Here is a 13,111-nt window from a genome sequence, read left to right on the forward strand (position 1 = left end):
GGGGCGATTGAGGCGCGCTACGATGCCGCCGCTTGCGCCGGCTTTGGCTGCCGGCGCTGCAGGTTGAGCATATTGCCCATCAGGATCAGCAATGCCCCGCCTGCGGTGAAGGCGTCGATCTGCTCCTGGTAGAGCAGCCAGCCGATCAATGCCGACAGCGGCACGCGCAGGAAATCCATCGGCGAAATGACGGTGGCATCGGCGTAGCTCAGCGCCCAGGCCATGCAGAAATGCGACGACATGCCGGTGAAGGCGATCAGCAGAATCCACGGCCACAGCTCGAGCGACGGGTTGCGCCATTCGTAGAGCGCCGGGACCAGGCCGAGCACCGACTGGATGATCAACATCCAGAAGATGATTCGCACAACGCTGTCGGTCCGCGTCAGCGACTTGACCAGGACCAGCGAGATGCCGAAGCACATTGCCGCGCCCAGCACGACCAGATGTCCCGGATCGACCGAGCCGACGCCTGGGCGCACGATGATCACGACGCCGATCAGCCCGAGCGCCACGGCGCCGAGCTTCGGCCGGGTGAGCCTTTCGCCGAGAAAGGTGACCGCAAGGATCGCCGTCCAGATCGGCGTCGTGAATTCGATCGAGATCAGCACCGCCAAAGGGATCAGCGTCAGGGCGTAGAGCCACGCCGCCTGGCCGGTATAGTGAACCACGTTGCGCGTGACATGGGCGAGGGGGCGCCCAGTGCGCATGGCGGCAAAGCCGCCATTTTGCATGACCAGCGGCAGCAGGATGAAAAAGCCGATCACCGAGCGCAGCTCCAGCACCTGGAAAACGTTGAGCTCGGCCGTGGTGGCGCGGCCCGCGACCGACATCGCCAGGAACGAGGCGATCGACAGCGCCATCCAGAACGCGGCCTTGGGGATGGAAGGGGTGGGTGCCATTTCCGCTATGTCGCAGGCCGTGGCTTTTGCCGCAACCGCTAGCAGCCGCATTCTTCTGGGCCAGCCGGATGTTGCAAAACAGTCATGTTGAAGGCGGAACCTGGCACGGCAGGGGGCGTTGAGTTCCGAATATCGGAAGTGCTTCGCAGGTGCTTTTCAATGTCGATAGGAGAATTTCGATGAGATCATTTGCGCAATTTGCGCTTGCTGGCTGCCTGTTGGTCACGGCAGGCGCGGCACATGCCGACGAGTCCAGATTTCTCCAGTCGTTCAAGGGCAATTTCACCGGCAAGGGCATCGTCAAGGTGACTACCGACGCGCCGACGGTGAATGTGTCCTGCACGTTCAGGTCAAACGCGACGTCGACCTCATTGTCGCTCGATGGCAATTGCCGAGGGCTTATCGTGGTGACGCGCGCCATCAGCGCGGACCTGAGGACTGCCGGAGCGAAATATAGCGGCACTTATGTCGGGTCCCGTACCGGGCCTGCGCAATTGAACGGCACCCGTTCGGGCAACGCGATCAATCTCGGCATCCGTTGGGCCAAGGAGGTCAATGGTGACCGAAAGGCGCAGATGAAGGTCGAGAAACGAGGCGAGAACGGCATGCGGCTGACGGTGATCGACACTGATCCGAAAACCGGCAAGAGCATGGTGACAAGCAGGATCGATCTGCAGCGCACCTAAATCTCGACAGCTGATATCCATTATCAGTCTTCCAGCGGCTCTGGCGGGTGGGTGTCGCGGCCTTTGCCGAACGTATAGCCAGTTTCCACCGCCTTGCGGCCGAACTTGTCGCGCAGCGCGTCGATGGCGCTTTCGGCCATGGCCCGCTTGCGCGACTGGATATCGACCAGATCGGGCGGATCGGCCTTGTCATCGGCGGAAAGATCGCTGACGCCGATGCCGAGCAGCCGGTATTTGGTGCCGTCGGTTTCCTTGCGCAGCAGCTCGACCCCGGTCGAAAAGATGCGGTCGGCGAGCCGGGTCGGGTCGCCGAGCTGGCGGTTGCGGGTGCGGATCTTGAAATCCTGCGTCTTCAGCTTGAGCACCACCGTGCGCCCGGCGATGCCGGATTTCTTCAGCCGCGCCGAGACCTTTTCCGAAAGGCCCCGTAGCACCGAGACCAGCTCGTCCAGCGAAGCGATATCGGTGTCGAAAGTGGTTTCGGCCGATACGCTCTTGGCGTCCTGGTCGGGATCGACGCGGCGGACGTCCTCACCGCGCGAGAGCCGGTAAAGCCGGTCGCCCATCACGCCATAGCGGCGCATGAGGTCGCCACGGTCCATCTTCTGGAGCTGGCCGATGGTGCGGATGCCGTCCTGTTCGAGCGTGGCGTTGAATGCCTTGCCGACCCCCCAGATCATGCTCACCGGCTGTGCGGCGAGGAAACCCACGGCTTCCGCTTCGCCGATGACCGAGAAGCCGCGCGGTTTGCGGAAATCCGACGCCACCTTAGCCAGGAACTTGCAGTAGGACAGACCTGACGAAACGGTGATGCCGATCTCCTTCTCGACGGCCAGCGCGAAACGGGCCAGCACCACGGCCGGCGGCAGGCCGTGCAGCCGTTCGGTTCCGGCAAGGTCGAGAAACGCCTCGTCGATCGAGAGCGGCTCGACCAGCGGCGTCAGCGCCTGCATCATGGCGCGCACCTCGCGCCCGACGACCACGTATTTTTCCATATTGGGCGGGATAACCACCGCTTCGGGGCAAGCCTCGAGCGCCTTGAACATGGGCATGGCGGAACGCACGCCCCTTATCCGGGCGATGTAGCAGGCGGTGGAGACGACGCCGCGCTTGCCGCCGCCGATGATCAGCGGCTTGTCCTTCAGCGCCGGGTTGTCGCGTTTTTCGATTGCCGCATAGAAAGCGTCGCAGTCGATGTGGGCCAGATGCAGCCGGTACAGCTCGGGATGACGGGCAAGCCTGGGGCTGCCGCATCGCTCGCAGCGCCTGGCGTCGCTGCGCTGAAAGGCCAGGCAGTCGCGGCAGAAACCGTGATCAGGATTATTGACAGGAGCCGCCATCGCTGCGAACATAAAGAGAACAAACACAATGGTACGACAGTGCAAGGCTAGCGACAAGCTTGGCCTGGGGAGAACGCATGAGCACGACCATAGTGCCGCTGGCGCCTGAGCTCTGGCCTGAATTCGAAGATCTCTTCGGCAAGCAGGGCGCCTGCTACGGCTGCTGGTGCACGCATTTCCGGCTGGCGCCGGCGGCTCGTCGCGAAAGCAGCCGCGAACGCAACAAAGACCACATCAGGGCGCGCATCGAAGCAGGCCCGCCACCGGGCATGCTGGCGTTCGAGGACGGCAAGGCAGTCGGCTGGATGCAGATCGGGCCGCGCGCCGACGTGCCCGAGTGGAACAACCGGGGCCGGGGCTCGGCTCCGGTCGATCCCGCGGACGCATCGGATCCGAGCGTCTGGGCAATTTCCTGTTTCTTCATCCGCGCCAAGGCACGGGGCCGGGGCATCAGCCATCGCCTGGTCGAAGGCGGCATCGATTTCGCCCGCAGGAACGGCGCGCGAATGGTGGAAGCCTGCCCGATAGACCTGTCGAAGGATTCACGCTCCATCGGGCTGTTCGTGGGCTCGTCGCGCGTGTTCGAGAAGGCCGGGTTCGAGCGGCTCCTGGAACGCAAGGCGGGCCGGCCGTTGATGCGGCTGGTGCTGGAGCCGAGCGCCTGAACTTCGCCGTCTTGCAGTTGTGACGGTCTTTCCCTACCAGAAGTAGGAGACAATTTTGCCTTTTCGACCAAACGGAGAATTCTACGTGAACCGGATGTTGCCAATCGCCTTTACCGCGCTTCTGCTCAGCGCGCCCGCTTTCGGCCAGAGCGTCGACAGCCAGGGTGCGAAGCAGCTATCCGAGAACCTGTCCCGCTATGTCGGCAAACAGGCCCTCGACAAGGGCATCCTGAAGGTCTCGGTCGAAGGCGGCGCCTACAAGATCATGTTCGATTTCAAGGCGCTCGCCGGCACCTTGCCCGACCAGAAGCCGTTGAAATTCGACTTTGCGCCCTACGCCCTGCTGGTCAAGCCGCGCAGTGACGGGACCTGGGATGTCTCGATGGATCTTTCGCACAGCGCCTCCTTCGAGTTCAACGGGCCGCAGGGGCTGCAGAGCACGCAATTTTCTATCAAGGACGGCAAGGGTTCCGGTGTCTACGACCCCAATCTGGCGGCCTTTACCAGCGGCACCAGTTCGATGGCGGGCATGACGATGGTGTCGCAAGATGCCAAGCAGCACATGGAAGTCAGCGCCGACGCCGGCACCGCGACCATGGCCGCCACCAAGGCTGCCAATGGCGGGGTCGATTTCGCGTTGTCGCAAAAAGTGTCGAACTTTGTCGAGGCGATCAAATTCGACGATCCCGAAAGCGGACTGAAATTCCCGGTCACCGTCAAATCACCGGAACTGTCGGTGGATGCCAAAGGCAAGGGCGTGCAGACCAAGCCGCTGCTCGATCTCCTGGCATTTGCCGTCGCCAATGAGAATGAAGCCACGCTGAAAGCCAACCAGGCGCAGCTCAAATCGCTTCTGCTCGCCGCGCTTCCGGTGTGGGAGCGCATCGACGGGACATACGGGTTCAAGAATTTCGCGGTCGAGAGCCCGGTCGGCACGTTCGGCGCGGCGCAGCTCAGCACCGCCTTCGGAATGGATGGCGTCGCCCAGAGCGGTACGATCGGCTACGGGATCAAGGCATCTGGGTTGACCGTGCCGCAGCAGCTTCTGCCGAACTGGAGCATAGCGCTGCTGCCGACCGATATCGACCTGAACTTCGGCGGCGCCAATATCGATCTCGACAGCATGGCGAAGAAGGCAATCGAAGCCTTTGATCTTAACAAGAACCCGCCGCTGTCGGCCGAATTTGGAGAGCAGCTCAAAACCGATTTCATGGCCAAGACGCCGAAGGTGGTCATTGGCCATAGCACCATCAAGAACAAGGATACCGAAATCGCCTTGGAAGGCGAAATGACGTTTCCTGGCGAGAAGCCGGAAGCCAATGTGACGGTGGACGTCGCCGGCTTCGACAAGATCGTCGAGGGCTTGCAGGAAGCGGCGAAATCGGAACCGGAGGTGGCGCAGTACGTGCCTGTGGCCCTGATGGTGAAAGGGTTCGGCAAGACCTTGACGGACGGCCGCATGGAATGGGTCGTCAACGCCAAGCCGGACGGTTCGGTCATTGTCAATGGCGTCATGCTGAAGCCGGCCGATCCTGCCGAGGACGACAGCATTGACGATGGCGGCGACGAGACGGACCAGGCGGATCCGACACCGTAGCCACTCGGCTCACCAAAGCGCGTCGCCTTCGAACGGATTGGCGCGACGCGCCTCAAGCCTTCGTTTTATACTTGTCGCTCAAAACGGGCGGGCGACAAGAGTCAGACTTCGCTCGACCTGGCGATCGGGGCGCCGCCTTGGGATCGTCACTCATATGGAATGCTCGTGGTTATCGTCGCCCAGCGGCAGCGCGCGCAACGCCTTGCCGACGGAGGCCGGTGGCGTGCCGGTTTCCTCAGCAAAACGCAGCAATGTGGGTTCGTGGGCGAGAACGAACTGCAGCACACCGGCCAGAAATCCCGGCTCGCCGGCAGCTTTGCGGATCGAATGCGCCTCGATGCCGGTGATCGCCAGGAAGCGAGGCAGCAGTTCGGGATCAGAGGCGACGAAGGCCAGAGCCTTCACGGCAATGGTTTCGGCCTCTTCGCGCATTGACGCTGCGTTTGCCATCATTACCTTTCAGGGTATGCGGAATGTGAGTCTCTTCCGCAGTAATGGCAAGCGTCGCTTGCGGCAAGTCGTTACCTCTTCAGTGCGGGACCCGAGGTGGAAACGGAGCAGCTTTTCTCGCCGCAGGTTTCCGTTTCGTCAATCATATTGCCGTAGAGTCGACCAGGGTTTGGTGCGTCCCGGAAGGGCGCATAACGGCCGCCTTCGAGCGGAACAGCGGCCGGGACGGGATATCGATGCCTAAGAAGGTCATGATCGTCGAGGACAATGAGCTCAACATGAAGCTCTTTCGGGACCTCATCGAAGCAAGCGGTTACGAGACAGTTCGCACCCGCAACGGTCTGGAAGCGCTCGATCTGGCGCGTCAGCACCGGCCGGATCTCATTTTGATGGACATCCAGTTGCCTGAAGTGTCTGGGCTGGAGGTGACGAAATGGCTGAAGGAAGACGACGACCTGCACGTCATCCCGGTCATTGCCGTCACTGCCTTCGCGATGAAGGGCGACGAGGAGCGCATCCGCCAGGGCGGCTGCGAGGCTTATATCTCCAAGCCGATCTCGGTGCCGCGCTTCATCGAAACCATCAAGTCTTACCTGGGTGATTCCTGATGCACCTTGCCGCCAAAGCCAGAGCCTTGTGAAATGACCGCTCGGATTCTCGTCGTCGACGACATCCCTGCCAATGTCAGGCTGCTGGAGGTTCGGCTGCTGGCCGAATATTTCGAGGTGTTGACCGCCACCAACGGCCCGGATGCGATCGAGACCTGCGAGAACGGTAAGGTCGACGTCGTGCTGCTCGACGTCATGATGCCGGACATGGACGGCTTCGAGGTCTGCCGCCGCCTGAAGAGCGATCCGGCGACGTCGCATATTCCAGTGGTAATGATCACCGCACTCGACCAGGTTTCCGACAGGGTGCGCGGGCTTGAGGTCGGCGCCGACGATTTCCTGACCAAACCCGTCAACGACCTGCAACTGATGACGCGCGTCAAGAGCCTCGTCAGGCTGAAGTCGCTGACCGACGAGTTGCGGCTGCGCGCTTCGACCACGCGCAACATCGGCATCGAAGAGTTGCTCAGCCGCAATTTCGCCTCCGAGGACACGACGCCGAAAGTGCTTCTGATCGATGAGCGCAAATCGTCGATCGAGCGCGTCCAGAAGATGCTGCGCGACTGTGCTGACCTGGATGTCGCCAGCGATCCGCATGCCGGCTTCTTCCAGGCGGCGGAGACGCCCTATGAATGCGTGATGATCTCGACGAGCTTCGCCGATTTCGATCCGCTTCGGCTCTGCTCGCAACTGCGCTCGCTCGATCGCACACGCTTCCTGCCGATCATCCTGCTGGCGGAGGAGGGCGAGGAGGAGCGCATCATCCGTGGTCTCGAACTCGGCATCAACGACTATCTGATGCGGCCTATCGACCAGCAGGAACTGACGGCGCGGTTGCGCACCCAGGTGCGCCGCAAGCGCTACAACGACCAATTGCGCGCCAGCGTGACGCAGACGATCGAAATGGCGGTGACCGACGGGCTGACCGGGCTGCACAACCGCCGCTATCTCGACAGCCATCTCCAGACGCTGTTCGACCGCGCCGTGGCGCGGCGTCGGCCGCTGTCGGTGATGATCACCGACCTCGATCGCTTCAAGTCGATTAACGACACGCACGGCCATGACGGTGGCGACGAGGTGCTGCGGGAATTCGCGCGGCGGCTGCGCAAGAACGTGCGCGGCATCGATCTGGCCTGCCGGTTCGGCGGTGAGGAGTTCGTAGTGGTCATGCCTGACACCGATGGAGCGATCGCCGAAAAGGTGGCCGAACGCATCCGCGCCGAAATCGCCCAGATGCCGTTCGTCATCGGGCCTGACGGCAAGGCCATCGAGGTCACCGTCAGCGTCGGCGTGTCGTCGGTGCTGAAGGGGGTGGATACGGTGGCGGCGCTGATGAAACGCGCCGATCTGGCGCTCTATGAAGCCAAGAGCGGTGGCCGCAACCGCGTCGTCGCCAAGGCTGCCTGACGGACCGGGTAAGAGTATCCGTCAATCCGGCAAGGTTACCCATTTACCTTAATCCAAGCGATTCACGAGGCTTGGTTAAGAAACTGTTGATTTTCATAAGCTCTTGCGCAAATGTGCGGCCACAGACAGAGCGACGCCGGCACGAGGACAGACAGCCGGGTCGATCAAAAAATACCCCATGATGCTCAGGTCCGCCGCATCTCCTGGGTCCGTGGGGTCGGCCGGCCGGCGCTGGCACATAGTGGCCTCCTCGTACCGCTGCCAAACGCCGACCGGCCCCCTTTCAAAATAGCATCAGGATTCTGCGCCAAGCTCCGGAAATCAGGGGCTTTTTGCGCACGAGATGTCGACAGCGCTTCCTGGCCTGTAAAAGGCGAGCTCCGATGTGAAGAGCTGCGGCGTACGCTCTCTTGCCATTCGGCAGAGGGCGTTGCTCCTCACTTCATACATATGGCGCCCAGGGGGCTTGCTTCAAGCCTGGGTTCCTCCCGTAAAACCGCGGCCCTAGCCAATGGGAGCGGAGTGACGGGAATGCGTGCACCGACAGATGGATCGCGTCGAAATCATGCGGTGATTGTCGCCGGGGGCGGCCCGACAGGATTGATGCTGGCAGGCGAACTCGCATTGGCGGGCATCGACGTCGCCATTGTCGAGCGGCGCCCGACCCAGCAACTGATTGGCTTGCGCGCGGGTGGCCTGCACGCACGCACAATCGAGGTGCTCGACCAGCGCGGGATCGCCGACCGGTTCCTCTGCCAGGGGCGATGCTTCCCGACCGTCGGCTTCCACATGATCCGTTTGGACATCAGCGACTTTCCCACCCGGCACAACTATCTGCTGGCGCTGCGGCAAAACCACATCGAGCGGATATTGGCCGACTGGATCAGCGAATTGGGGGTGCCGATCCATCGCGGACAGGAAGTCACGGATTTCATGCAGGACGACAGTGGCGTGGATGTGGGGCTTTCCGATGGCCGACGGATGAAGGCGCAGTACCTCGTCGGATGCGACGGTGGACGCAGCACGATCCGCAAGGCGGCGGGCATCGAATTCGCTGGATGGGATCCGACGATGAGCTGGATGATCGCCGAGGTCGAGAAGTCGGAAGAACCGCCATTGGGCTTTCGCAGCGACGCCCGCGGAACCCATGCGATAGGCAAGATCGAGGACGGCGACCGGTTGGGCATCGTGCTGACCGAGAAACAACTGATCATCGGTGGTGAACCGACATTGGACGATCTCCGCGAGGCGCTCACCGTTGTCTATGGCACCGATTTCGGCGTCCACAGTCCGACTTGGCTCTCTCGTTTCACCGATATGACGCGCCAGGCTGCCGCTTACCGCGACAGACGTGTCCTGCTGGCCGGCGACGCTGCGCATATCCATCCCCCAATGGGCGGACAGGGCCTCAACATCGGCGTGCAGGACGCGGTCAACCTGGGATGGAAGCTGGCCCAGGTCGTCAAACGGGCATCACCGGACAGTCTGCTCGACAGCTACCATGCCGAGCGCCATCCGGTCGCCGCCCGCGTGTTGCGCAACACGATGGCGCAGGTCGCGCTTCGCCGCATGGATGATCGCACCAAAGCCCTGGGCGACACCATCGCCGAACTGCTCGCCATGGATGAACCACGCAAACGAATCGCCGCAGAGATGTCCGGCCTGGGTGTCCACTACGACCTCGGGGAGGGGCACGCGCTGCTTGGGTGGCGAATACCCGACCTCGATCTGCTCACCGCCAGCGGGCCGGTGCGGCTGTTTACCTTGCTGCACCATGCCCGGCCGGTGCTGATCAACCTCGGCACGCCCGGCAGACTTGACATCAAGCCGTGGGCGGATCGGGTCCAGCAGGTCGACGCCGTGTACGACGGCGACTGGGAGCTGCCAGTTCTCGGGGCCGTCGCCGGGCCCGACGCGGTGCTGATCCGCCCCGACGGGTACGTGGCATGGGTTGGTTCCGGAAGCCAACAGGGACTGGCCGATGCGCTGACCACCTGGTTCGGGCCGCCCGCTGCTGTGGCGTAGCAGGGTCGAGGCCGGCCTGGCGCATCGCCCGCAAACGCGTGCTTGTCATGCGTTGCGAGCTTTTACGGTGCTAGGTCTCCTGACATCCCGTTGACAGGAGGTACCATCTGTGCAGAAATTGGTTGGACCATTGGACCACTTGGAACGCGCGTGGATCAAAACAGCCTGCCACCTATTCAGACGACGGCGCGTGACGACGCCGTGCTGAAGGCGTTGGTAGGCTTTGTTCGTGCCGAGGCCCTCCAGCCGGGCGAGCGGCTGCCAACGGAACGCATCCTGGCCGAGCGGCTGAAGGTCAGCCGCAACACGGTGCGCGAGGCGCTGACGCGCTGGGAAGGGCTCGGGCTGGTCGAGCGCCGGCAAGGCAGCGGCACCTATCTCAAGGCAGCCGTTTCGCCGGACATGTTGCATCTGCCGCTGACGCTTGCGGGCGGCAACGACTTCACCAGCCTGATGCAGACGCTTGAAATCCGTCGCGCGCTGGAGGCGGAAGCCGCCGCCCTTTGCGCCGAACGCGCGAGCCAGACCGATATCGCCGAAATCGAGCGCAAGCTCGACATCATGGAGCAGGCGTTCCGCACGCGCGAGGGCATGTCTTCGGAAGAGGACTGGGAGTTCCACCAGGCGATCTACAGGGTTTCCGGCAACCCGCTGTTCGAACAGATCATCGCCGCCATGCACGAATTGTTCCACCGCTTCTGGGAGCATCCGCTGGGCGTGCGCGATTTCGGCCACGCCAGTTTTCCCTATCATCGGACCATTTACGAGCGCATCGCCGCGCGCGACCCGCACGGCGCCCGCGCCGAAGCGCTCAAGCTGATCGCCACCGTCGAGGACGATCTCAAGCGCGGCGCCGCCAAACTCAAACTTTCGAGCCAGACATGAACGAGCATCCCTCAGGTTTCGATCACGACTATCTTGCCGAGGCGGCGACGCTTCTGGCGCATGACGAACCTTTCCCCGGTGGGGCGGTGGTGCCGCCGATCTACCAGACATCGCTGTTCACCTTCGCCAACTATGCCGAGATGGCGGATACTTTTGCCGGCAAACGGAAGCAGCCGATCTATTCGCGCGGCGACAATCCGACGGTGATGGAGTTCGAGGCACGCGTCGCCGCGCTCGAGGGCGCCGAGGCCGCGCGCGGCTTTTCCAGCGGCATGGCGGCGATCAGCGCCACGGTGCTCGCCTTCGTCGGCGCCGGCGAGCGCATCGTTGCGGTGCGCAATTGCTATGGTGATGCCTATCGGCTGTTCGAGCGGCTTTTGCCGCGGCTCAACATCAGGGTCGACTATGTCGACGGCTCCGATCCGGATGCGGTGGCGGCGGCCCTTCCGGGCGCCAGGCTGCTCTATCTGGAGAGCCCGACCTCGATGATGTTCGAGTTGCAGGACCTGGCTCACCTGACCCGGCTGGCGAAGGAGCAGGGCATCGTCACCACGATCGACAATTCCTGGGCGACACCGGTGTTCCAGAAGCCGATCACGCATGGCGTCGATCTGGTGCTGCATTCGGCTTCGAAATATCTCGGCGGCCATAGCGATACGGTCGCCGGCGTGGTGGCAGGCTCGGCCGCCCACATCAAGCACATCAACGAGCAGACTTATTCCTATCTCGGCGGCAAGCTTTCGCCCTTCGAGGCCTGGCTCTTGCTGCGCGGGCTGCGCACGCTGCCGCTGCGCCTGCCGCACCACATGAAGAGCGGGCTTGCCATCGCCGAACGGCTGAAGGCGCACGGCAATGTCGAGCGCGTCAACCACCCCGCCTATTCGAACCATCCGGGCAAGGCGACGCTTGCTGGTTACGCGGGGTTGTTCTCCTTCGAGGTCACCGAGGATATCGACATCCCTGTCTTCGTGGATGCGTTGAAATATTTCCGCATCGGCGTGAGCTGGGGCGGCCATGAGAGCCTGGTCGTGCCCGCCAAGGCGTCGCTGGAGCAGACGCCGGGACTGAATTCGATGGCGCGCTTCGGCGTCAGCCCCCGAACCATCCGCTTCAATGTCGGATTGGAGAATGTCGAGGACCTGTGGGCCGACGTGGCGCAGGCCTTCGAAAAAGCCAGAAAATAACAAGCCGCTTCAAAATGGGAGTCTTGAAGATGAAAAAACTGACCGCCATGCTTGCCACAGCCGCGGGATTGGCAATTTCCGCCGGAAACGCGCTGGCCGATTCGACCCTGAAAATGGTCGAAGTCATCACCAGCCCGCCGCGCACGGAGTTCCTGAAGAAGCAGATCGCCGAATTCGAAAAGGCCAATCCCGGCATCAAAGTCGAGCTGGTCTCGCTGCCCTGGGGCCAGGCCTTCGAGAAATTCCTGACCATGGTGCAGGCCGGCGATACGCCCGACGTGGTCGAGATGCCGGAACGTTGGATGGGCCTCTACGCCAACAATGCCCAGCTCGAGGATCTCGGCCCGTACATGGCCAAGTGGGACGACGCCAAGACGCTCGGCGACCGTGCCAAGCAGTTCGGCTCGACCGTCAACAACACCCAGTTCATGATCCCTTACGGCTACTATGTGAACGCGTTGTTCTGGAACAAGAAGCTGTTCAAGGAAGCCGGCCTCGACGGCCCGCCGGCCACGCTCGACGAGTTCGTCGCCGATTCCAAGAAGATCTCGGCGTTGCCCGGCAAATACGGCTACTGCCTGCGCGGCGGGCCCGGCGCCTTCAACGGCATGCACATGTTCATGAACATCGCCGCCGGCAAGGGCGGCTACTTCAACGAAGACGGCACGTCGACCATAAACGAGGAGGGCTCGGTCAAGGGCCTGCAGATGCTGGCAGACATGTACAAGCAGGGCCTGGCGCCCAAGGATGCGGTGAGCTGGGGTTTCAACGAAACCGTCACCGGCTTCTATTCCGGCACCTGCGCCATGCTCAACCAGGATCCGGATGCGCTGCTGGGTATAGCCGACAAGATGAGCGCAGACGACTTCGCCGTGGCGCCGCTGCCGGTCGGGCCGAGCGGCAAGTCCTATCCGACGCTCGGCTATGCCGGCTGGGCAATGTTCGCCAATTCGCAGCACAAGGACGACGCCTGGAAGCTGATGGCGACGCTGCTCTCGCCCAAGGACAATCTGGAATGGGCCAAGGAAGTCGGCGTCGTCCCGATCCACAACGGCGCCGACCAGGATCCGCATTTCAAGACCGAGCAGTTCAAGGGCTGGTTCACGGAGCTCAGCGACAGCGCCAAATATGAAATGGTGACGCCGCCGACGCATCTGGAGAATCTCGGCAATTTCGTCGACCAGGTGGCGATCAAGAATTTCCAGGAAGTGCTGCTGGGCCAAAAGACGGCCAAGGAGGTTGCCGACCAATGGGCCGCCTTCCTGACCAAGGAACAGCAGGACTGGATGGCGAAGAACAAGAAGTAGTTTTTCTTCCTTCTCCCCGTTCACGGGGAGAAGGTGGCCCGATAGGGCCGGATGAGAG

At 62.4% G+C, this 13,111-nt stretch carries 12 protein-coding genes; 9 read left to right on the forward strand and 3 right to left on the reverse strand.

What is annotated here, in order from left to right:
- Positions 1-17: 17 nt before the first annotated feature.
- Entirely contained in the window at positions 18-899 is an 882-nt protein-coding gene (locus LB547_RS02955; protein ID WP_140501527.1) for a DMT family transporter, read from the reverse strand.
- A 179-nt stretch (positions 900-1,078) separates the two neighbouring features.
- Between LB547_RS02955 and LB547_RS02960 the strand changes: the two genes are divergently transcribed.
- Positions 1,079-1,585: a hypothetical protein gene (locus tag LB547_RS02960; protein WP_140501529.1), complete on the forward strand. Its 507-nt coding sequence runs from the start codon at positions 1,079-1,081 to the stop codon at positions 1,583-1,585.
- 23 nt (positions 1,586-1,608) lie between these two features.
- Here LB547_RS02960 and LB547_RS02965 read toward each other — a convergent pair whose 3' ends face one another.
- Positions 1,609-2,937, reverse strand: coding sequence for a DNA polymerase IV (locus tag LB547_RS02965; protein WP_140761862.1), 1,329 nt, complete (start codon positions 2,935-2,937; stop codon positions 1,609-1,611).
- 65 nt (positions 2,938-3,002) lie between these two features.
- On the opposite strand from LB547_RS02965, the gene LB547_RS02970 reads away from it, so the two are divergent.
- The gene (locus tag LB547_RS02970; RefSeq protein WP_140518294.1) at positions 3,003-3,590 is read left to right on the forward strand and encodes a GNAT family N-acetyltransferase; all 588 of its coding nucleotides are present in this window, start codon (positions 3,003-3,005) and stop codon (positions 3,588-3,590) included.
- Positions 3,591-3,684: 94 nt separating this feature from the next.
- Entirely contained in the window at positions 3,685-5,187 is a 1,503-nt protein-coding gene (locus tag LB547_RS02975) for a hypothetical protein (protein ID WP_140562446.1), read from the forward strand.
- 150 nt (positions 5,188-5,337) lie between these two features.
- Here the strand turns inward: LB547_RS02975 and LB547_RS02980 are convergent, their stop codons facing one another.
- Positions 5,338-5,637, reverse strand: coding sequence for a DUF3572 domain-containing protein (locus tag LB547_RS02980; RefSeq protein WP_140501536.1), 300 nt, complete (start codon positions 5,635-5,637; stop codon positions 5,338-5,340).
- 236 nt (positions 5,638-5,873) lie between these two features.
- Here LB547_RS02980 and LB547_RS02985 point away from each other — a divergent pair, with 236 nt between their 5' ends.
- The 6 genes from LB547_RS02985 (at position 5,874) to LB547_RS03010 (ending at position 13,053) form a co-directional block, all read left to right on the forward strand.
- Complete coding sequence (locus LB547_RS02985; RefSeq protein WP_140501538.1) at positions 5,874-6,245, forward strand: response regulator; 372 nt, start codon at positions 5,874-5,876, stop codon at positions 6,243-6,245.
- A 33-nt stretch (positions 6,246-6,278) separates the two neighbouring features.
- On the forward strand, positions 6,279-7,652 hold the full coding sequence (locus tag LB547_RS02990) for a PleD family two-component system response regulator (RefSeq protein ID WP_140562440.1): 1,374 nt from the start codon (positions 6,279-6,281) through the stop codon (positions 7,650-7,652).
- A gap of 531 nt (positions 7,653-8,183) precedes the next feature.
- A complete protein-coding gene (locus LB547_RS02995) occupies positions 8,184-9,677 on the forward strand; it encodes an FAD-dependent monooxygenase (RefSeq protein ID WP_140562442.1) in 1,494 nt (497 codons plus the stop codon).
- Positions 9,678-9,827: 150 nt separating this feature from the next.
- Positions 9,828-10,562, forward strand: coding sequence for a FadR/GntR family transcriptional regulator (locus LB547_RS03000; protein ID WP_140501544.1), 735 nt, complete (start codon positions 9,828-9,830; stop codon positions 10,560-10,562).
- Positions 10,559-11,746, forward strand: a complete 1,188-nt coding sequence (locus LB547_RS03005; protein ID WP_140555370.1) for a PLP-dependent transferase — start codon at positions 10,559-10,561, stop codon at positions 11,744-11,746. The genes LB547_RS03000 and LB547_RS03005 overlap by 4 nt, the downstream gene beginning before the upstream one ends.
- A 29-nt stretch (positions 11,747-11,775) precedes the next feature.
- Positions 11,776-13,053, forward strand: coding sequence for an ABC transporter substrate-binding protein (locus LB547_RS03010; RefSeq protein ID WP_140562443.1), 1,278 nt, complete (start codon positions 11,776-11,778; stop codon positions 13,051-13,053).
- Positions 13,054-13,111: the final 58 nt, after the last annotated feature.

The sequence above is a fragment of the Mesorhizobium sp. B264B1B genome, from assembly GCF_020165765.1.
Taxonomy (GTDB): Bacteria; Pseudomonadota; Alphaproteobacteria; order Rhizobiales; family Rhizobiaceae; genus Mesorhizobium.

Excerpts from the sequence above, each read along its gene's own strand:
- LB547_RS03005 (WP_140555370.1), top strand. The coding sequence starts at position 10,559 with ATGAACGAGCATCCCTCAGGTTTCGATCACGACTATCTTGCCGAGGCG.
- LB547_RS02990 (WP_140562440.1), top strand. The coding sequence starts at position 6,279 with ATGACCGCTCGGATTCTCGTCGTCGACGACATCCCTGCCAATGTCAGG.
- LB547_RS02995 (WP_140562442.1), top strand. The coding sequence starts at position 8,184 with ATGCGTGCACCGACAGATGGATCGCGTCGAAATCATGCGGTGATTGTC.
- LB547_RS02970 (WP_140518294.1), top strand. The coding sequence starts at position 3,003 with ATGAGCACGACCATAGTGCCGCTGGCGCCTGAGCTCTGGCCTGAATTC.
- LB547_RS02980 (WP_140501536.1), bottom strand. The coding sequence starts at position 5,637 with ATGGCAAACGCAGCGTCAATGCGCGAAGAGGCCGAAACCATTGCCGTG.
- LB547_RS02955 (WP_140501527.1), bottom strand. The coding sequence starts at position 899 with ATGGCACCCACCCCTTCCATCCCCAAGGCCGCGTTCTGGATGGCGCTG.
- LB547_RS02960 (WP_140501529.1), top strand. The coding sequence starts at position 1,079 with ATGAGATCATTTGCGCAATTTGCGCTTGCTGGCTGCCTGTTGGTCACG.
- LB547_RS02965 (WP_140761862.1), bottom strand. The coding sequence starts at position 2,937 with ATGTTCGCAGCGATGGCGGCTCCTGTCAATAATCCTGATCACGGTTTC.
- LB547_RS02985 (WP_140501538.1), top strand. The coding sequence starts at position 5,874 with ATGCCTAAGAAGGTCATGATCGTCGAGGACAATGAGCTCAACATGAAG.
- LB547_RS02975 (WP_140562446.1), top strand. The coding sequence starts at position 3,685 with ATGTTGCCAATCGCCTTTACCGCGCTTCTGCTCAGCGCGCCCGCTTTC.
- LB547_RS03010 (WP_140562443.1), top strand. The coding sequence starts at position 11,776 with ATGAAAAAACTGACCGCCATGCTTGCCACAGCCGCGGGATTGGCAATT.